9 protein-coding genes are annotated in these 20,927 nt (G+C 70.2%); 2 read left to right on the top strand and 7 right to left on the bottom strand.

Annotated features, from left to right (window positions below; genetic code table 11):
• Positions 1-305: 305 nt before the first annotated feature.
• Together BCM27_RS19335 and BCM27_RS19330 are read left to right on the top strand one after the other, a co-directional pair.
• Positions 306-1,022: a helix-turn-helix transcriptional regulator gene (locus BCM27_RS19335; protein WP_033204103.1), complete on the top strand. Its 717-nt coding sequence runs from the start codon at positions 306-308 to the stop codon at positions 1,020-1,022.
• Positions 1,023-1,340: 318 nt separating this feature from the next.
• Entirely contained in the window at positions 1,341-1,706 is a 366-nt protein-coding gene (locus BCM27_RS19330) for a response regulator transcription factor (protein WP_033204079.1), read from the top strand.
• A 61-nt stretch (positions 1,707-1,767) separates the two neighbouring features.
• Here the strand turns inward: BCM27_RS19330 and BCM27_RS19325 are convergent, their stop codons facing one another.
• The 7 genes from BCM27_RS19325 to BCM27_RS19295 form a co-directional block, all read right to left on the bottom strand.
• Positions 1,768-2,820, bottom strand: a complete 1,053-nt coding sequence (locus BCM27_RS19325; protein ID WP_004020525.1) for an alpha/beta hydrolase — start codon at positions 2,818-2,820, stop codon at positions 1,768-1,770.
• A 140-nt stretch (positions 2,821-2,960) separates the two neighbouring features.
• Positions 2,961-3,905: an anti-sigma factor gene (locus tag BCM27_RS19320; RefSeq protein ID WP_004020524.1), complete on the bottom strand. Its 945-nt coding sequence runs from the start codon at positions 3,903-3,905 to the stop codon at positions 2,961-2,963.
• A 7-nt stretch (positions 3,906-3,912) separates the two neighbouring features.
• Positions 3,913-4,521, bottom strand: a complete 609-nt coding sequence (gene sigK / locus BCM27_RS19315; protein ID WP_004020523.1) for an ECF RNA polymerase sigma factor SigK — start codon at positions 4,519-4,521, stop codon at positions 3,913-3,915.
• A 91-nt stretch (positions 4,522-4,612) separates the two neighbouring features.
• On the bottom strand, positions 4,613-5,395 hold the full coding sequence (locus BCM27_RS19310) for an ABC transporter permease (protein ID WP_004020522.1): 783 nt from the start codon (positions 5,393-5,395) through the stop codon (positions 4,613-4,615).
• A complete protein-coding gene (locus tag BCM27_RS19305; RefSeq protein ID WP_004020521.1) occupies positions 5,385-6,629 on the bottom strand; it encodes an ABC transporter ATP-binding protein in 1,245 nt (414 codons plus the stop codon). Before BCM27_RS19305 ends, BCM27_RS19310 begins: the two co-directional genes overlap by 11 nt.
• Complete coding sequence (locus BCM27_RS19300) at positions 6,607-6,864, bottom strand: MbtH family protein (RefSeq protein WP_004020520.1); 258 nt, start codon at positions 6,862-6,864, stop codon at positions 6,607-6,609. The genes BCM27_RS19305 and BCM27_RS19300 overlap by 23 nt, the downstream gene beginning before the upstream one ends.
• The gene (locus BCM27_RS19295) at positions 6,861-20,765 is read right to left on the bottom strand and encodes a non-ribosomal peptide synthetase (protein WP_033204083.1); all 13,905 of its coding nucleotides are present in this window, start codon (positions 20,763-20,765) and stop codon (positions 6,861-6,863) included. The genes BCM27_RS19300 and BCM27_RS19295 overlap by 4 nt, the downstream gene beginning before the upstream one ends.
• Between the last annotated feature and the right edge of the window lie 162 nt (positions 20,766-20,927).

Here is a 20,927-nt window from a genome sequence, read left to right as displayed (position 1 = left end):
CGTGCGATCGACGGCCCGGGCGGACGTCCGATCGCGTTTCTAGAACATGTTCTAGTCTTGCATGTACCGGGGGGCAATGGGCGCGCGAACCGTCGATGTCCCCAGGAATGTGGACACAACTGCATGCAGATTGGGACAGATCGCCGCTGGTGAGGTCGATGACGGGGGGTCATGTCCGAGTCGTCGGATAACGTTCGCTGAGTACACGGTCACAAAACGCTGTGTAATTGCTGAGAGTCGCCGACCGTCCGCAGCCACCGCGGTCGACGCTGATCGCGCGGACAGGTTCCGAGGGGGTGAACGCGATGACGGGAGAGTACTCGGCGGGCGGCGCATCTCTCGTCCGAGTCGGGATGGTCGACGACCATCGTTCGCCGATCTGGGGGATCGAGCGCGTACTCGACCCGATCGCCGACATCTCCCTGGTCTGCGCAGCCTCCACGGTGGACGCGGTGCTCGGCGGGATGCCGCTCGACGTCGTCCTGCTGGACCTGCGTCTCGACGACGGCACGACGCCTCGCGAGAACGTCAACGCGTTGTCCGCGGCCGGGGTCGCCACCGTCGTCTACACGTCCGGCGAGCATCCGGCGCTGCTTCGGTCGGCCGCCCGGGCCGGAGCACTCGGCGTTGTCCTCAAGTCGGCCGATGAATCGGTCATCATCGAAGCGATCCGGGCTGCGGCGCGGGGGAGGGCGGTCCTCACCACGGAGTGGGCCGCGGCCATCGACGGCGACCCCGAGCTCGCCGCGGTCGACCTGTCGCCCCAGCTGCAGAAAGTGCTGGCGCTGTACGCATCCGGGGAGACCTCGGCGCGGGTCGGCGCCGCCCTGGGTGTGTCCGCCGAGACGGTCAACGAGTACCTCAAACGAATCCGGCAGAAGTATGCGGATGCGGGGAGGCCCACGCGCACCAAGGTGGACCTGTTCAAGCGTGCCGTCGAAGACGGCTGGTTGCCGGTGCCACAACGGTATCGGCGGACGACGCGGGTGGCGTCCGAGGATTCACGCGGACGCCGACGATGAGTGGGTGCGGACCTCCGGCGATCGGGGTCCGTGGCGCAGAGACGGTGGCGCCCAGAGACGGTGACGCCCAGAGACGGTGGCGCGCAGAGACGGTGACGCCCAGAGACGGTGGCGCGCAGAGACGGTGCCGACCGGAGTGCAGAGGAGGGGAACGATGGGGAACCGGGTGCGGGAACAGTTCGAGCGACGCCGGGGTCCCCAGTTCTGGGTCTACCGACCAGTAGTCGGCCGACCTACCGTTGGGGCAACGATGAGAACGCGTGGAGCGTGCGGCGTCGGGGACGTGAGCGATGCGCCGATCGAAAAGGGGATGGATCAATGACGGCGACCACAGAATTCTTCACGACCGGGGTGTCGTCGGCGCCACGCCGTGCTGATGCTTCGGACATGATGGCGCACAAGCCTGTTGCGCGACTCGCCGACTATCGGGAAAGCGGGGAGGTGGCCGCCGCGATTCCGCGCCCGAGCCTGTCCGACCGGGAGATCGAGGTCTTGCTGGCGTGGCTGGCCGCCGACTCCAAGGAGGATGCCGCGGCGCGCCTGTTCATCTCGGCGTCGACGGTCAGCACCCACCTTGCACGAATCCGTGCCAAATACACCGCGGTCGGCCGGGGAGCCCCCACCAAGACGCATCTCTTCGCGCGGGCTCTCCAGGACGGATACACCGGCCTCGACTCGTGGTGAGTTCGCGGCCGGGCGGGTCGCGTGCGGCGCGGACCGTTCGGTCGGGACGGGATCGGCGTGGTCAGCGCAGGTCGCGTTCGATACGTGGCCAGGTCTGGTACAGGTCGTCCTGCCAGTAGCCCCACGAGTGGGTGCCGGTCGGCCGGAAGTTGACGTGGACCGGGACGTTCAGGGAACGCATGCGCTGGACCATCTGCCGGGTGCAGATGTCGATCGCGACCTCGATCCCACCGCCCAGGATCGCCTGGTTGGCGAGCGTGAACCCGTCGCCCTCGATACTCGGGTCGGTCAGCTGCTCGTGGACTCCCGGCGCGCCGGTACCGGTGGTCATGTAGACCTTGCTGCCGCGGAGCTTCGCCGCATTGAGATAGGGGTCGTTGGCCCGCCAGCCGGGCCCGTCGAGGGGCCCCCACATGTTGGTCATGTCCGCCTGACCGCGGTCTTCGACCACGAGACGGATGTATTGCTGACCGGCGGGGTCGCTGGTCCGGGCGCACCCGCTGAACGCTGCGACGGATCGGTACAGCCCCGGGGCGGCAATGGCCAGATTGAGTACGGACGTCCCGGCCATGGAGATCCCGGCGATTGCGTTGCCCCCTGTGGTGTCGAACGTGCCGTCGATGAGGGGCGGGAGCTCCTCGGTGAGGAACGTCTGCCATTTGTTGCGGCCGAGGGTGGGGTCATCGCGTTGCCAGTCCGTGTAATACGAGTAGGCCCCACCGATGGGGGTGACGACGTAGGCGTGCTTGTCGGCGAAGTAGCGCTTGTAGGTGGTCCGCGCGTCCCAGGTCGCGGAGTCCTCGCCACCACCGGCACCGTTGAGGAGGTAGAGCGTCGGGGCCGGCCGGGCACGATCCCGCGGGGTGAGCACCGTGACCGGGACCGTGCGGTTCATGGCCGCGGAGTGGACGAGCAACGTCACCTGTTGTGGGTCGTCGGTGTAGGAGTCGATGACGCGGGAGCCATCCGGGGACGACGGCGGTGCCGCGGAAGCCGGCGCTCCGGTGGTGACCGCGAGACCCGCCATCACCGCGCCCACGGTCAGCAGAGCTGCGAGCAGTCTCCGACCGCCGAGACGTACGTGCCGCTGGATTCGACGACCGCTTTCGTTCACATCGCACCCACTCGTTCTCGACACGCACTCGTTCGTTGACGCATTGACCGGCTCTCCTCGGGTGGATCGTCCGCCCAGGGGAAAACGATACGAGAAGAGCGCGCCGCGCCTGTCACCCGAAGGATCGAATCTCGCCGGGTCTAGAGGGCGACCTGGGCGAGGATCGGCGTCGTCGGCTGTGGCGAGCCGCCGGCCGGCTCGATGGTCACCGCGAGCACGCTCGACCCGCTCACGTCGTTCACCACCACCGGGGCGGTGTCGTCCCCGGGGATCAGCCCGGCCGGTACGGGCCGGTCGGCGCCGCCCACCAGCCACAGTTGGTAGGTGCTGTCGGCGGGGATCGGCGTCCGCAGGTCTCGTAGGAGCGCCACGGCCTGATCGGCCGACTCGGAGGTCACCACCGCGATGGTGCCGCGATCGTCGGCGAGGGGTTCGACGCTCACCGAGGCGTCGGCAGCCGTGAGCACCCCGAGCACCTCACGCTGCGAGTCGCTGAGGGCCGTCGAGGAGGTGGACGTCTCGGGCGCGGTGGTGCGACCGATGAGGACGCCTGCGCCGAGGGCCACCGCCACGGTCACCGCTGCCGCCGCCAGGATCGCGGTGGCACGCGCCGGGCGCGGTGCGGTGCTGCCGGACCGGTGCTGTCCGGGCGCGGAATCGCGGGGTCGCAGTTCGACCGGCGGCGGTGGCGCGAGGTCGGTCTCTCCGCTGTGATCGGGTCCGGCCGGGGCCGGGGGCTCGGGGTCTGCCGCGGCTGCGATCGGGGTCTGCGGGCCCGGATCGGCGCCCGCGGGCACATAGGCGTCCGGGGTCAGCGCGGCGCCCTCGAAGACATGGTGCAGTACCCGGTCCCGGAGTTCGGGCGGTGCGTCGAGCGCGTAGGTCGTGGCGAAGCCCGCCATCGCCGCCTGGATGTCGGTGATCTGCGCGTCGTAGACCGCGCGTTCCTGCGGCGGCAGGACGGCGAGTTCTCGCTCGACGCGGGTGGTCTCGTCGGGCGTCAGGGCGCCGACGGCGAAGAGTTCGACGTGGTCGTCGAGCCAGGCGGCCTCGCGGTCCCCGGATGTCGTATCGGGTGTGGTCATTGTGGGATCAGGCGTCCTCGTGCGTCCTCAGGCAGGTTCTCAACCGACGCAGGCCATCTCGAATCCGAGACTTGATGGTGGGCAGGGGGGTGTCGGTGTGCCGGGCGACCTCCGGGTAGGTCAGGCCCCCGAAATAGGACATCTCGATGCAGCTCCGTTGCAGTTCCGTGAGCGTACCGAGACATGTTCGTAGCGTACGCGCCTCGTCGGTCTGCACAACGACCTCGAGCGGTATGTTTCGCGGGGTCTCCACCGACACCGCCCCGTACTGCGACATCCGCTGTTGCTGCAGTTCCTCCGAGCGCACGCGGTCGACGGCCCGCCGATGGGCGATGGTCATCATCCAGGTGATGACCGAACCGCGTCCGGGCTGGTACTCGCCGGCCTTCTGCCAGTACTGCAGATATGCCTCTTGGACGATCTCCTCGGCGTACTGACGGTCCCGCACGACCCGGAACGCGAGTCCGTAGATCCGTGAACTCGTGCGGTCGTACAGAGCGGAGAACGCGGTCCGGTCGCCTGTCGCCGCGGCGGCCAGCAACTCCCGCAGCACCTGTGCTTCGCCCCCGCGTCCGTGGTGCGCGTCGGCGGCCGCGCTGCCATCGTCCGGTGTCACTGTTCCACGGTAACGAACACGTGGGGATTTCTCGGGTGATCGTTGATCCCGGGTAGACCGATCGCGAATTCATGGATCACGGACCTACAGGTCACCGGTTGGCGGCACGGCGGTACAGGATGAGCGAGGCAGGTATGCACACCGCCAGTATGACCAGGGCCGAACCGACCGAGTACGCGACCGCGTGGTCGGCGACCCATCCGGTGGCCTCGGGGAAGGTGGGCGGCGCCTCGTTGCCGAAGAGCTGCCGGGATGCCGTCGCCACTGCGGTGACCGGGTTCCATTCGGCGATCGCACGCAACGGTCCGGGCAGGCTCTGGGCCGAGATGAACGCGCTCGACAAGAAGGTGACCGGGAACATCCACAGGAAGCCGATGCTCTGCGCGGCTTCGACATTCGGCGCGGCGAGACCGGTCACGGCCCCGACCCAGGCCATGGCGAGTGCGAACAGGCCGATGATGCCGAAGGCGAGGGCGGCGTCGCCGGCGCTGCCCTGGACCCGCCAGCCGATCGCGAGACCGCAGGCGACCATCACCGCAAGGCCGACGATCCCCAGCAGCATGTCCGAGGTGACGCGTCCGCTGATGACGCCCAACCGGGACATCGGCAGGGACCGGAGCCGGTCGACGATGCCGTCGGAGGTGTCGTTCGCCAGGCCGACGGTGGTGAACGCCGCGTTGAACACCACGGTCTGGGTGAAGATGCCCGCCATCAGGAACTCGCGGTAGGAACCCCCGCCGAACGTCGCGCCGAAGACGTAGGCGAACAGGAACACGAACATCAGCGGCTGGATGGTGGCGCTGATGAGCAGGGTCGGAATTCGCTTGACGGTGAGCAGATTTCGTTCGACCAGGACTGCGGTGTCAGTGAGCATGGAGTCGATCCGATCGGGTCGTCGGGGCGTGGGAGAGGTCGGGATCGGCGTCGGACACCTTCGGGATGACGGCGGTCTCGGCATCGGCATGGGACCCCGCCGGTGTACCGACACCGGCGTCGCTGTCGCCGTCGGTCCCGTGCGTGTCGCGCTCCGTGAGGGTCAGGAACACGTCGTCGAGCGTCGGGGTCGCGACCGTGGCGTCCACGACGTCGATGCCGACGGCGTCGAGGGCGCGGACGGCCTCGACGGCACTGCGCGTTCCGTTGTCGACGGGAATCGACCATCGGGTGCCCGTCGACCCCGGGTGGGCGGTGGCCTCGCTCTCGAGTCGTTCGGGCATGCCGAGACCGATCTCGGCCAGTGTCGTGGCGACGAGCTCGTCCTGCGGTTCCGGCGATCCCGAGCGCATGTCGACCTCGACGGTGAGGATCGAACCGCCGGTGGCCGCCTTGAGATCGGCGGCACTGCCCTGGGCACGGATGGTCCCGTGGTCGATGACGGTGATCTCGTCGGCCAGTGCGTCCGCCTCCTCGAGGTACTGCGTCGTCAGCAACACCGTCGCGCCGCCCGCGACCTGTTCGGTGATGACCTCCCACATCTGGCGCCGCCCACGGGGATCCAACCCGGTGGTCGGCTCGTCGAGGATCACCAGCGACGGCCGGTTGATGAGGGCGCCGGCGAGGTCGAGCCGTCGGCGCATGCCGCCGGAGTAGGTGCGCATCGGCCGGTCGGCGGCGTCTTGGAGGGCGAGGTCGGCGATCAGCTCACGGGCACGTGTGGAGGCCTCGCCGCGCGACAGCCCGTACAGCTGCCCGACCATCCGCAGGTTCTCGAAGCCGGTCAGGTTCCCGTCGACGGCCGCGTACTGGCCGGAGACACCGATGATCTTGCGGGCCGCGCCGGGGTCGGCGATGGCGTCGACACCGTCGACCAGGACGCTGCCCTCGTCGGGCCTCATCAGGGTCGCGACCGCGCGGACGGTGGTGGTCTTGCCCGCACCGTTGGGCCCGAGCAGCGCGTGCACGGTGCCCGCGGGCACGGTCAGGTCCAGACCGTTGAGGGCGTGTACGCGACGGCCGCGGCCGAACAGGCCGGTGCGGAACGTCTTTCGCAGACCGCGCAGTTCGAGCGCGTTCCGCGCCGGCGCGGCGGCGCCGGGGGTGGTACCCGGCGTCGGGGTTGTCGTGGTCGCCTCAGCCGATGTCGTGTCAGCCATACTGTGCCGCCCCATGTGTGACCTCCCTTTCACTGTCCTGCGAACGTTCCATGGCGCGGATCAGACTGGCCGGGCGCATGTCCCGCCAGTTCTCCTCGACGTATTCGAGGCACTCGTCGTGACCCGACGGGCCGAACACCACGCGCCAGCCGTCCGGGACGGGAGCGAAGTCCGGCCAGAGGGAATGCTGGTTCTCGTGGTTGACGAGGACGCGGAAGGTCCCCTCGGTGTCGTCGAACGGGTTCGTCATGATTCCTCCTCCTGTGCTGCGATTCCCGGTGTGCCCGGGCTTGTTTCGATTGCGGTCAGCCACTCGGAGACGTTCTCCGGCAGCAACATGCGTGCGTGGGTGCTGGTGGCCTCGACCTCGACGACGCGACCGGTGACCTTGTCGTGCCAGCCGGCGACGGCCGGTGGGCCGTCGTGGGCGTCCACGGTCGCGGTGACGAAGGTGAGGTCGCCGTCGAAGATCCGGGGTTGCCAGTTCCGCGCCAGCGGTGACGCGTGGCGGAACACCTCGTGCACCGTCGTGAGCGTGTCCTCGGACAGCCCGCCGAGTGCTCCGCCGGCCGCGGAGATGACCCGGAACGCATCCGCCACCGTGGGCTCGGCGGCGTCGCCGGTGCCCTTCTCGGCGATCTCGTCGGGGACGTCGAGTCCGAACTCGCGCATCAGTTCCGCGATCGACGCCTCGGTGTCGAGATCGGGGCGTTCGGCGACGACGTAGCTGTCGAGCAGGACGAGACGCTCCACGGTCTCACCGGCATCCTGCAACTGCACGGCCATCTCGTGGGCGATGAGCCCGCCCAAAGACCAGCCGAGCAGGTGGTACGGCCCCGCGGGCGAGACCGACCGCAGACGCGAGACGTACACCTCGGCGAGGTCGGCGATCGTCTGTGGGCACGGATCGCCGGCTAGCGCCGGGTGCTGCAGCCCGTACACCGCGCGGTCCGCGGGCAGGTGAGGCAGCAGGGAGGTGAAGCTCCAGGACAGACCGATTGCCGGGTGCACCACGAACAGCGGTGCGGGAGTGTCGCTTCCGGCACGGTCCGGGAGGCGGCGCAGCGGCAGGAGTGTGCCGAGGCCGGATGCCGACGGCTCGTCGGCCCGGTTCGGATCCGCCCCGCCGTCGAGCAGGTCGGCGAGTTCCGCGGGACTCGGGGCCCCGAACAGCGTCTGCGCCGCGACGTGCTGCCCGGTGAGCTCGGTCAGCCTGCTCGTCACCGCGGTGGCCATCAGCGAGTTGCCGCCCAGGTCGAAGAACCCGTCGTCGGCACCGACGGCGTCGACGTCGATCTCGAGGACCTCGGCGAAGACGCGGGCGACGGTCGCCTCGGTCCCGGGAGCCGGAGCTCGGCCCGACGCGGACGCCGACGGCGTCGGCAGGGCTGCGCGGTCGAGTTTGCCGGTCGGGGTCAGCGGGATGGCGTCGAGCACGGACACGGACGCGGGCACCATGTGCCGGGGCAGGCGGCGCCCCACCCGACGTCGCAGATCGGCGGGCTCCGGATCGGATCCGCGCGTCGCGGTGACGTAGCTCCGCAGGATCGCCTGCGTCCCGGTGCCGTCGACCAGCGTGACGGCGAAGTCGACGTCGGGTTCGGCGGCCAGCGCGTCGTCGATCTCACCCAGTTCGATGCGGAACCCGCGGACCTGGACCTGGGTGTCGCTGCGGCCGACGTAGACGAGTTCGCCGTCGCCGGTCCAGCGGACCAGGTCACCCGTGCGGTACATCCGCTGACCGGCGAACCGCGGCCCGGTGACCATGGGAGCCGGGACGAACCGGACGGCGGTGAGGCCGGGTCGGCGGTGATAGCCGCGCGTGAGCTGCACGCCGGTCAGGTACAGATCGCCGGTGACGCCGGGCGGCACCGGGTGGAGCCGGTCGTCGAGGACGAGCGCGCCGACGCCGTTGTTCGGCGTGCCGATCGTCAGCGGCGTGTTCGGGGTGAGCGAACGGCTGCCGGTCGTGATGATCGTGGTCTCGGTGGGGCCGTAGACGTTGATCATCGTGCGACCGGGCGACCAGCGCCGCACGAGATCGGTTCCGTAGGCCTCGCCGCCGACCGCGAGAGCGCGCAGTGACGGTACGGCGGCGGGATCCATGCTGGCGACCGCGGCGGGGGTGATGAACGCATGCGTCGCCTGTCGCGTGTTGATCACGTCGCTGAGTGCGGTACCGCCGTAGACGTGCGGTTCGACGATGGTCAGCGCCGACGAACCGGCCAGTGCGAGCAGCATCTCCAGCACCGAGGCGTCGAAACTCGGTGAGGCGAAGTGCAACACGCGGGAGGTGGGCCCGGGGGTCATCCGTTCGGCGAGTTCGTCGTGCACGGCGCGCAACCCGCTGTGCGGGACCAGGACGCCCTTGGGCTTACCGGTCGACCCCGACGTGTAGATGATGTACGCCAACTGATCCGGGCGGATCGTCGCCTCCCGCTCGGCGTCGGTGATCGGTGCCGGCGACGAGTGCTTCATGCGGGTCCGGGTCGACGCGGCGTCGAGCACCACGGTCGGTACGTCGTTGCCGGCCGAGCTCTCCCGGACGCGTTCCCATGCCGACGAGGTCGTCACGACCAGTTGCGCGCCACTGTCTTCCAGCATGTGCGCGATGCGGTCCGCCGGATACTCCGGGTCGATCGGAACGTACGCGGCACCGGCCTTCACGATCGCCCAGATCGCCACCAGGGAATCGAGGGAGCGGCTGATCGCCATCGCGACCACCGGTTCCCGGGACGACCGGACGTCGGGACCTGCGGTCCCCGGCTCGTCGTCCGGACGGGCGTGGGCCCCGACCCCGCGGCCGAGAAGCACCCGCGCCAGCCGGTTCGAACGAGCGTCGAGCTCGGCATAGGTGAGTGTCTCGGGGGCGTCGCCGTCCCCGGCGGACCCGCCGATGGCGGCGAGTCCGTTCGGGTTGCGTCGCACGGCGTCGGCGATCAGGACATCCAGCGTGGTCGGCGCCTTGCCGCGCGGACCCAGCGCAGGGGTGCGCTCGGCGACCTCGAGCGGATCCGTGATGCGGATGTCGCCGATCGCGCGTCCGGGATCGCCGAGCATCCCGCGCAGGACCCGAATCAAGCGGGTCCCCAGCAGGTGGGCGTCGTCGTGGCCGTACCGCGCGGCGTCGTAGGTGATCTGGACGGCGGCGTCGGTGTCGGCATCGGTCGCACCCAGGCCGGTGACGGTGAACTGGAGGTCGAACTTGGCTGCGAGCGAGTCGAATTCGGCGACCTCGGCGAGCAGGTCGTCGTCCATCGGGACGGCGGCCCCGGCGAGGGAGTCCGCACCTCCGACCGGAGACGGTGCGCCGCCGGCGAAGTCGTGCACCGACAGCGCCACCTGGAAGAGCGGGTGTCGGCCGTGCGCCCGTTCGGGATTGAGCGCGGTCACCACGTCGTCGAACGGCACGCCCCGGTGATCGAGGGCGTCGACGTCGGCATCGCGGGTCCGGCGGACGAGCGCGGCGACGGTGTCCGCGCTCCGCAGCCGGCTGCGCAGCGGCACCATGTTGACGAACATGCCCACCACGCCGCTGTAGTCGCGGTCGACTCCGGCCACCCCGGTGCGGTTGTCCACGGGACTGCCGATGACGAGGTCGTCGCCGACACCGAGACGGTGCAGCAGGATCGCGAGCGCGGTGTGCAGCACCGAGAACGGTGTCGTCGACTGCTCGCGGGCGAAGGCGGTCAGGCCCGCCCGGGTGTGCGCGGGGAGTGGCAGGCTCACCGACCGTGCGCCGGATTCGCCCTGTCCGCCCGATCGACGCTGTCCACCGGCCACCGGTTCGACCGTGCTCTCGGCGGGCGCACCCGTGAGATGTCCGGTCCAGAACTCCAGCTCCTCGGCGGCCGTGATCGCCGCTGCACTCTCGACGGCGTGATCGCGGTAGTCGAGTTCGGCGGCGGCCCAGGTCCCGATCCGGCCGGAGCGCCGTTCGCGGTAGGCCTGCGCGAGGTCGCCGACGAGGATCGGCAACGACGCGCCGTCGGCGGCGATGTGGTGTACGACGAGCATCAGTACGTGGTCGGCGCCGTGCCGGGTGCCGGCGTCGTCACCGGTACCGGGGTCGACGAGAAGCGCTGCGCGCAACGGCGCCTCGGTGGTCGGATCGATCGGCGTGGACGCGAGACGTGCGATCTCGCTCATGAGCGCGTCCGGGTTCGCGGGGACGATCGGCGTCAGCGCGCCGACGACCGCCTCGGGATCGTCGAGCACGCGGCCGGACGGGGTGCCGTCGACGGCCTCGAAGACCGTCCGCAGGCTCGTGTGCCGCCCGACCACGTCGGCCAGGGCCCCGCGGAGCGCGTCGACATCGACCTCGCCGGACAGTCGCAGGACGAAGGGCATGAGGTACTCGGTCGACGCCGGGTCGGCCGCGGCCAATGACCACAACCGGCGCTGGACCGGCGCGAGCGGGAATGCGTCCCGGCGCTCGGGGCGGTCCGCCGAGGCGTCGGCCGCAGCGGCGGATTCCCAGTCCTCGGGCAGGCTGATGAGGTCGGCGAGGGCCTCGGCGGTCGGGTTGTCGAACACGTCCCGGACGCGCAGCCGACCATCGATCGACGCGCGGTTGATCCGGCTGACCAGCGTGGTCGCCTGCAGTGAGGTGCCGCCGAGCAGGAAGAAGTCGTCGGTGGCCCCCACCTCGTCCCGGGCGAGACCGAGCACGTCGGCGACGATCTCGACCAGCGCGGTCTCGGCGTCGGTGCGCGGAGCGCGACCGGTGGACGAGATGCTGCTCGCCGAGGGCTCCGGCAGCGCCCGCCGGTCGAGCTTGCCGTTGCCGGTCAACGGGATCTCGTCCAGCACGACGATCGCGGACGGGACCATGTGGCGGGGGAGTCGACGGCGCACGGACTCGAGAACCGTTGCCGTGTCCAAGGTCTGGTGTTCTGGCGTCTCGGCGTCCGGGCTACCGCCGGACCGGGTGACGTAGCCGACCAGGGTGGCCGATGCGCTCTCACCGCGCACGACGGTGGTGGCGAAGTCGACCCCGTCGACGGCCGCCAGCGCGGCGCTCACCTCGTCGAGCTCGATGCGGAAGCCGCGGACCTTCACCTGGTTGTCGCTGCGTCCGTGGTAGGTCAGCGCGCCGTCGGCGCCGCGGTGGACGATGTCGCCCGTGCGGTACATGACGGCCCCGCGACCGGTGGGTGAGGCCACGAATCGTCCGGCGGTCAGACTCCGCCGGCCGAGATAGCCGCGTGCCACTCCCGGCCCGGCGAGATAGAGCTCGCCGGGGACGTGGTCGGGCAGCGGGCGCAATCGGTGGTCGAGCACGTGCGCGGTGCACTCGTGGACCGGCGTGCCGATGGTGATCGGCTCATCCGGGTGCAGCGGGGCCGACATCGCGGCGACGATCGTCGTCTCGGTGGGTCCGTAGGAGTTGATGTATCGACGGCCGGTTCCCCAGCGCGACACCAGCTCCGGCGTGCTCGCCTCGCCACCCACACCCAGCGTGCGCAGGTGCGGCAGGGGATGCGGCGCGGCGGCCGCGAGAGCCGACGGGGTGATGAACGCGTGGGTCACCTCGCGGTCGTCGAGGAATTCGACGAGTTCGTCGCCGCCGTAGATCGTCGTCGGGGCGACCACCATCGTCGCACCGGTTTCGACCGCGAGCAGGAACTCCAGCATGGACGCGTCGAACGAGGGGGAGGCGAACAGCAGGGTGCGGTCACCGGGCCCGACCTCGTACCGTTCCCGCTGGGTCGCTGCGAACGCGGCCAGGCCGCGGTGGGTCACGCTGACGCCCTTGGGCTTTCCGGTGGATCCCGAGGTGTAGACGATGTAGGCGATCGAATCGAGGTGGCGGGCCGGGGACGCGAACGCCGTCCGCTCGCCTGCGCACAGGTCCTGCGGGGTGAGCCACCAGATGTCGCGCGGCACATCGCGACGATGGTCGGTGCCGCTGATGCCGAGGATGGCGCCGGAGTCGGCGATCATGTGGGCGATCCGCTCGGCCGGATACCGCATGTCGACCGGCAGGGCGGCAGCACCGGACTTGGCCACGGCCCAGGTGGCGATGACCGACTCCAGGCTGCGATCGACGGCGATCGCGATCACGTCCTCCGGACCGACCCCGAGATCTCGCAGGGATCGCGCCCAGCGGGCGGACACCCGGTCGAGCTCGGCGTAGGTGAGCGTGCGGTCGCCGTCTTCGATCGCGACCTGCTCGGCGTGATCGATGACGGTGTCGGCGATGATGTCGGCGAGGTGCCTCGGCTCGACGGCGTCACCCCGATCGGCGTCGGCGTCGGCGACGTTCGCGTTGCCGGTGATGCCGGGGTGGCCGAGGGCGAGGTCGTCGAGCGGGGTGGACGGGTCCGCGACGACCGTACGCGCGAGATCGACGAACATGCGGGCCAGTTCGGTGACACGCTCGGCGCTGTGGACGTCGGTCGCGTAGGTGAATCGTGCGCGACCGCTGCGGATTCGCAGCTCGAGGTCGAACCGCACGCCGTCGGTCTCGATCTCCTCGGCGACGATCTCCAGGCCGGGCAGGTCCACCCGGGTGTGATCGGGTTCGAGGGTGTCGGAGACCCCCGCGTCGAAGGCGAGGGCGATCTGGAACACCGGATGACGATCTGTTCGAGGCGGATTGAGCATCGAGACGATCTGCTCGAAGGGCATGTCCGCGGCCGACAGCGCCTCGAGATCCCGGTTGCGCACCGACTCGAGGAGCGCCGCGAACCCCTTGCTCCCGTCGACCGGGGTCCGGAGGACGACCGAGTTCACGAACATGCCGACGATCTCGGCGAGGCGGGGGTCGGTGCGTCCGGCGACCGGGGTGCCGATGACGATGTCCGACGGCGTACCGGCGACGTGGACCTGCGGGTCGGCCGTCAACCGGTGCAGCAGCGCGGCGAACACCGCATGCACGCACATGAACTCGGTTGCCCGGCCGTCACCCAGCGCACTCAACCGGCTGCGCAGGTCGGCGTCGAACTCGATGTCGACGACGCCGGCGGTCCGGCTGGTTCCGGCCGGCGCATCGGGGAGGAGGATCGGTCCGACGTCGAGGCCGTCGAGATCCTGGCGCCACCGGTCGGCCAGGTCGGTCCGGGACTCGAGGTGGTCGGCCTGCCAGCGGAGGTAGTCGCGATAGTCCAGGGCTGCCGGGGTGGCGGTGAGCGTGGGCTCGGCGCCGTTCTCGGCGGCGGTGCGCAGTTCGGCGTACGCGTGGGTGATGTCGCGGTGCAACGGCACCATCGACCAGCCGTCGGCGGCGATGTGGTGGATGACGAGAGTCAGCTTGTGATGCGTGACGTCGCCGTCGATCCGGTGCAGAGCGACGCGCAGCGGCACGTCGACGGTGAGGTCGAACGGACGACGGGCCAGTGCCTGTGCCCGCTCCGCCCAGTCGGCCGCGGTCGTCTCGTCGACGGTCAGGTCGGTGTGGACCTCGTCGGCGGGACGAACGTCGAGGACGGGCCGTCCGTCGTGCTCGGGGTAGACCGTGCGGAGCATCTCGTGGCGCTCGACGGCGTACCGGAGTGCGCCGGCCAGGGCGGCCACGTCGAGGTCGCCGCGCAGGTCCAGCGCGAAGGCGATGGCGTAATCGGCGGTCGGCGAGCCGGTCTCGGCCTCCGGGTGGCTGCCGTCGGCATCCGGGAGGCCGGCCAGCTGGTTGAGGAACCAGAGCTGCTGCTGAGCGGGTCCGGGCTGGGCCGGGCTGTCCGGATCGTGCCGCAGATCGGGCAGTGTCCGCGCCTCGACGAGCGAGGCGTGGCCGTCGTCGGTGCCGGCGAGACGGGCGATGCCGGCGACGGTCGAATGATCGAAGACCTCGCGGACGGGGATGCGCTGCCCGGTGAGATTCTCCAGCGCGCCGACGATCTGGGTCGCCAGCAGTGAGTTGCCGCCGAGATCGAAGAAGTCGTGATCGCGCCCGATGGTGCCGGGCTCCAGCTCCAGACGCTCGGCGATGAGATCGGCGACGGCTTGCTCGATGGGGGTGCGTGGTGCGACGAACGCGACGTCGGCGCCCACCGAGGCCGGTTCGGGCGCGGGCAGGGCGCGGAGATCGACCTTGCCGATGGGAGTCGTGGGGATCTCGTCGAGTTCGATGATCGTGGACGGGATCATGTGCCGGGGCAGGCGTTGCGCCAACCGGTCGCGCACAGCCGCGGCCTGACCGTGGCCACCGTCGGTGACCGTCACGTACGACACGAGATGGGCGCGATCGTCCTCGCCGTGCGTGGTGGTGACCGCGGCGCGGACCGCGTCGTCGGCGACGAGGGCGGCGTCGATCTCGCCGAGCTCGATGCGATGGCCGCGGATCTTGGTCTGATGGTCGGCGCGCCCGCGGAACTCGAGTTCGTGGTCGGCGGTCCAGCGCACGAGGTCGCCGGTACGGTACATCCGCTCGCCGGGATCGCCGTACGGGTTGGCGATGAAACGCTTCGACGTCAGCGGCCGGACACCGTGATACCCGCGGGCGAGATGCTCGCCGGCGATGTACAACTCGCCGACCGCACCGGGGGCGACCGGGCGCAGGCGCTCGTCCAGCACCACCGCGGAGATGCCGCGGATGGGGCGACCGATCGTCAGCGTCGTGTAATCGGGACTGATCGCCGCCGACACCGCGGCCACGACGGTGGTCTCGGTGGGACCGTAGGCGTTGAACAGCTTCGGTCCGGACGACCAGGTGCGCACCACCTCGGAGTTCGGGTGTTCGCCACCGATGACGAGTGCCTCGAGGTCGGGCACGTCGTCCGGGGACATGGTCGTCAGCACCGACGGGGTGAGGAACGCGTGCGTGATCCGCGCGTCCCGCATGAGCTCGGCGAGTTCGGCGCCGCCGACGATGCCCGGCGGGACGATGTGCATCGTCGACCCGGCGGAGATCGCCATCAGGATCTCGAGCACCGACGCGTCGAAGCTCGGCGAAGCCATGTGCATGGTCCGGCTGCCGGGGGTGATCCCGTACTGCGTGACCTGCTGCGCACCGAAGTCGGCGAGTCCGCGATGACTGACCACCACGCCCTTCGGCGTGCCGGTGGTGCCGGATGTGTAGATCAGGTAGGCGGGCTGGTCGACGTCGAGGACGCCTCGGCGGTCCGAATCCGTCACGGCCGCCGATGATCCGGCGTCGATGCGGGTGCGGGTGTCCGGGTCGTCGAGCACGACGGTGGTGACCTCACCCCCGGCGCGGGGATCGGATGCGCGATCGGTGACGAGCAGCCGCGCTCCCGAGTCGGTCAGCATGTGTTCGATGCGGCCCGCCGGGTAGGCGGGGTCGATCGGGACCCAGGCCGCTCCGGTGCGGGCGATCGCCCACATCGTGGTCATCCATTCCACGCCGCGCGGAAGCGACACGGCCACATGGTGTTCGGGTCCGGCGCCGCCATCGATGAGCGCCCGTGCCAGACGGTTGGACGCCGCGTCGAGCTCACGGTAGGTCAGCGACCGGGTGCCATCGGTGACCGCGATGCGGTGCGGTGAGGCGTCCGCGGCCGCCGTCAGCAAGCGCGTCAGGTGCTCGACCGGCCGGCGGCCCTCGCCGACTGCCGGCACGAGGTCGAGACGTTCGTGCAGGTCGAGGACGGGGAGGTCGCCGATGGGGGAGGTCGGATCGGCGGTCGCAGCGTCGAGCATGCGGGTCAGGCGTGAGCCCAGCCCGGCGACCGTGTCGCGATCGAAGAGTGCCGTGGCATAACCGATCTCGAAGGTCAGGCCGGTCGGCTCGCCGGTTGCGTCACGCACCTCGGTGAAGGTGAACTGCAGGTCGAAGGTGGTGCGGCCGGTGTCCACGCGGGAGGCGGTCGCCGCGAGTCCGGCGAAGTCGAGGCGGATCGCGGAGCGGTCCTCCAGGGCCAGCGACACCTGGAAGTACGGGTGGACGTTGCCCGAACGGGCCGGGTTGAGTTCCGTCACGAGCCGGTCGAAGGGCATGTCGGCGTTGTCGAACGCATTGAGGTCGGTGTCCCGGACCCGGGCCACCAGTTCGGCGAAGGGCATGTCCTTGTCGACCTCGGTACGCAGCGCGAGCGTGTTGACGAACATGCCCACGAGGTCGTCGACATCGGCGTCGCCGCGGCCGGACACGGGGGTGCCGATGATGACGTCCGAAGACTGTGCGAGCGAACGCAGCAGTGCCGCAACCGATGCGTGCAGGACCATGAACACGGTGGCGTCGGAGCCCGCGGCGATGGTGCGGATCGCGCGGTAGGTGTCCGCGTCGATGGTCGACGTCACCGACGATCCCGAACGGCCGGTGACCTCGGAATCCCGGCTCCGCGGCCGGTCGAGCGGCAGTTCGGTCTCGCCCGGGGTCTCGGCGAGGGTGTTCCGCCAGAAGTCGAGTTCTGCTGCGGCATGGGGGCTCTCGTCGAGCCACGCGTGCCGCGCGGCGCTGGTTTGCGAGTAGGTGACCGGCAGCTCGGCCCAGGTGGGCTCGTCGCCGTTGCGCCGAGCGCGGTAGGCGGCGGCGAGGTCCCCGGCCAGGGGTGCCAGTGACCATCCGTCGCCCGCGATGTGGTGGACGACCATCGTCAGCCGGTGATCGTCGTCGGCGGTCCGGACGAGACGGGCGCGAACCGGGATCTCGGCAGCCAGATCGAAGGGGAGCGAGGCGAACTCGCGATCCGGGCAGTCGGCGATGTCGGAGGTCGCGAGCACCGGCAGGTCGATGTCGACCGCGTCCGGGTCGGTCGAGGAGATGCACGCGACGCCGTCGATCTCGGCCACGACGCTGCGCAACGGCTCGTGTCGACGGATCACGTCGACGAGGGCGGCCCGGAGGGCGGCGGTGTCGAGTTCGCCGACGAGGCGGACGGTGAACGGCATGTTGTACGTCGCCGACGACGCTGGGTCCAGTCGCGTCGCGAGCCACAGGCGATGCTGGGCAGGCGACAGCGGGACGGCCCCGGATGCGGTCCGGCCGGCGGTGTCGTCCGCGCGGCCGGCACCCACGGTGACCAGATGGTCGGAGTCGACGCCGAGATCGGTGAGCGTCGCGACGATACCGGCGAGGTCGTCGGCATCGAAGATCGTGCGGATCCCGATCCGATTGCCGGTGGCCCGGGACAGTCGGGACGCCATCCGCGTCGCGGACAGCGACGAGCCGCCGATCTCGAAGAAGTTGTCGCCGAGGGAGACCGACGCGGTCGCCGCATCCGAGGTGTCCCCGGCCGACGTGTCGGACGAATCGCCCTGCAGGTCCAGCACGTCGGCCACGGTGGTCACGACGAGCCGCTCGAGAGCCGTCCGTGCGGGAACGAACTCGCGGTGGGTCCGCAGATCCGGTCGGGGGAGGGCGCGCCGGTCGAGCTTGCCGTTGGCGGTGGTGGGCAACGAGTCGAGGACCATGATCGCGGTGGGGATCATGTGATCGGGAAGCGCGGTGCGGAGTTCGGCGCGCAGGTCACGGTCGGCGAGCCCGGTTCCCGTGACGTAGCCGACGATCGTGGCCTCACCGGCGATGAGATCGTCGCGGATCACCACACCGGCCGCGGTGACGTGGTCGAGGCCGCTGAGCGTCGATTCGATCTCACCGAGCTCGACGCGCTGGCCGCGGATCTTGACCTGGGAGTCGGTGCGGCCGAGGTACTCCAGCTCGCCGGTGGCGTTCAGGCGGACGAGATCGCCGGTGCGATAAAGACGTTCACCCGGCGCCGCGGGCGAGGCGACGAACCGCGACGAGGTCAGGTCCGCGCGGGAGCGGTACCCGCGGGCCAGCTGGACACCGCCGAGATAGAGCTCGCCGATCGCGCCGGGCGGTTGCGGCCGCAGGCGGTGATCGAGCACGTGGACGCTGGTGTTCCACACCGGGGAGCCGATGGGGATGACCGGGAGATCGGCGCGGCAGTGGTCGTGATGGGTGACGTCGACCGCGGCCTCGGTGGGACCGTAGAGGTTGTGGATCGGTGCGGCGGTCAGCGTCGCCGAGGCGCCGACCGTCGAGGGCGTCAGTGCCTCACCGCTGGTGAAGATCCGGCGCAGACTCGTCAGCGCCGACGCGTCGTCGGTGTCGAGCGCCGCGGTGAAGGCGGCCAGCATCGACGGGACGAAATGCACGGTGGTGACCCGATGTTCGGCGATCACATCGCGCAGGTACCACGGATCACGGTGCCCGTCGGCGGTCGGCACTACGAGCGCGGCGCCGGTCGTGAACGGCCAGAAGAACTCCCACACCGACACGTCGAAGGTGGCCGGGGTCTTCTGCAGCACGCGGTCGTCGGTGGCGAGGTCATACCGGGACTGCATCCACGCAAGGCGGTTGACGATGGCGCGGTGGGTGATGACCACGCCCTTCGGCTTTCCGGTGGACCCGGACGTGAACAGCACGTAGGCGGCCGCGTCGGGGCCCGGGGGCGTCGGCGCGGCCGCGTCGGGATCGTCGTCGGCGCGCAGTTCGGCGAGCACCGATTCGGTGATGACGAGGTCGGGCGAGGCCACCTCGAGGATGTGACCGAGCCGGTCGGCCGGCTCGGCCGGGTCGATCGGCAGGAACGCCGCGCCGGCCCGGACGACGCCGTGCAACGACACGACCTGGTCTGTGCTGCGGGGCAGCTGAACGCCGACGACGCTCTCGGGGCCGATCCCGCGACGGGCGAGTGCGGAGGCGATCTGCGTTGCCGCGCGGGCGAACTCGCGATGGGTGAGCGAGCGCCCGTCCTGCGCGTCGGTGATCGCGGTCTCGTCGGGGTGGGCCCGGGCCGCGTCGTCGAGCAGGTCGACGAGGGTGGTGCCGCCGTGGTCGACCCGCTCCCCGGTCATGCGCTCGGGGAGTTCGGTGCGTTCGGCGTCGGTGAGAACATGCAGGTCCGACACCCTGGTCTCGACCGGCGCTCCGACGAAGGCGGTGACGAAGTCGACCAGGCGCCGGTGATGGGTGGTGATCTCGTCGGCCGGGTAGATGTTGGGGTTCGCCTCGAGGTCGAGGGTCATCCCACCGTCGAGGCTGTCGTAGACGTTCACCGACAGGTCCTCGATCGGACCCGTGGACAGCACGTGCAATTCGCCCTTCAGCGGACCGAAGTCGATGTGCTGGAAGAACAGCATGACGTTGACCAGCGGGCCGAAGAATCCTCGTCGGGCACCGGCCGCGCCGAGGATCTGCGAGGTGATGTCCTCGTGCCGGAACTTCTGATGGCGGACGGCGACCTTGATCTCCGAGTTCGCCGACGTCAACAGATCGGCCAGGGTGGCCGTGTCGTCGTCGAGCGCGATGCGCAGCGGGATGACGTTCGACGTCAGGCCCGCCGAGGTGCGGAGGACATCGCGATCGCGGGCGGCGACCGGCAGGCTCAGCATCGCCTCGTCGCGGTCGGTGTAGCGCGCGACGTAGGCGGCGACGGCGGCAGTGATGACCGAGGCGGGCCGGACCCGGTGCGTGCGGCCGAGTTCGCGGATGCGCGCGACGAGCGTGTCGTCGAGCACCGCCGAGCGGACGTCCGACAGCGGCGCCGCCGAGGCCGAAAGGCTGGTGAGAGTGGTCGTCTCGGGCATATCGGCCAGGTGTGCCGCCCAGTGCTCGCGGTCCTCGACGAACTTCGCCGACGCGCGGTATTCGCGGTCGAACTCGGCGATGTCGACCATCGACGCGGTGTCCGCGATCGGGGGCGGGGTCCCGTTCACGATCGCGGTGTAGTGCGAGGCGACGCGCAGCATCATGTACATCGCCGCGTAGCCGTCGAAGCCGATGTGGTGGCCGTGGCAGTACCAGATCGAGTGTCCGGGACCGATTTTCAGCAGATGGGTCTCCAGGATGCGGTCTTCGAACACGTCCGAGCTCGCGCTTCGCCTGCGGTCGATCCAGGCCAGCGCGGCCGCGCGCGGGTCGTCGGCATCGGAGAAGTCCTGCCGCCCGAGTATCACTCCCTGTGACCGGTCGAGCACCATCATCGGCTCGCCGTCGTCGGTCGGGATCAGGCGGAGCAGGGGGGCCTCGGTCTCGCGCTCGGTCAGGGTGACCGCCCGCTGCATGATGTCCGGATCGACGTCGACGAGGGGGTCGTCACCGTTCTCGGCCTGCGGACCCGAGGTGTCACCGCGGAACTCGACGTACGCGTCGATGGTCATCGGCACGTCCGGCTCGAGCTGCTGTGCGTAGAAGATGCCGCGCTGTGCGGCGGTCATCGGGATCGTCAGGCCGGTGTCGATGTCGGTAGCAACGGTGTTCCGGACCGCGTCGTCTGTGGTCACGCGTGCCTCCCCTGTGAGTGCGCCCGCACGGCAGCGTCGAACCCGGATCGAGCGTGGGGATTCGAACTCCGGTCCACGAACTCGGGGCGGGTGGCCCGGAGTCGAGGACTTGCCGTCAGGCCCGCGGTTGTCGGACTGAGCTGCGGAGCCGGGAGGCATGGT

This window comes from Gordonia terrae (assembly GCF_001698225.1).
Classification (GTDB): domain Bacteria; phylum Actinomycetota; class Actinomycetes; order Mycobacteriales; family Mycobacteriaceae; genus Gordonia; species Gordonia terrae.
Note: the sequence above shows the minus strand (reverse complement) of the source record. Positions and strands in the feature narration are given on the sequence as shown.

Coding starts and splice junctions, on each gene's coding strand:
- BCM27_RS19335 (WP_033204103.1), top strand. CDS start 306: ATGACGGGAGAGTACTCGGCGGGCGGCGCATCTCTCGTCCGAGTCGGG.
- BCM27_RS19310 (WP_004020522.1), bottom strand. CDS start 5,395: ATGCTCACTGACACCGCAGTCCTGGTCGAACGAAATCTGCTCACCGTC.
- BCM27_RS19330 (WP_033204079.1), top strand. CDS start 1,341: ATGACGGCGACCACAGAATTCTTCACGACCGGGGTGTCGTCGGCGCCA.
- BCM27_RS19305 (WP_004020521.1), bottom strand. CDS start 6,629: ATGGGGCGGCACAGTATGGCTGACACGACATCGGCTGAGGCGACCACG.
- BCM27_RS19320 (WP_004020524.1), bottom strand. CDS start 3,905: ATGACCACACCCGATACGACATCCGGGGACCGCGAGGCCGCCTGGCTC.
- BCM27_RS19300 (WP_004020520.1), bottom strand. CDS start 6,864: ATGACGAACCCGTTCGACGACACCGAGGGGACCTTCCGCGTCCTCGTC.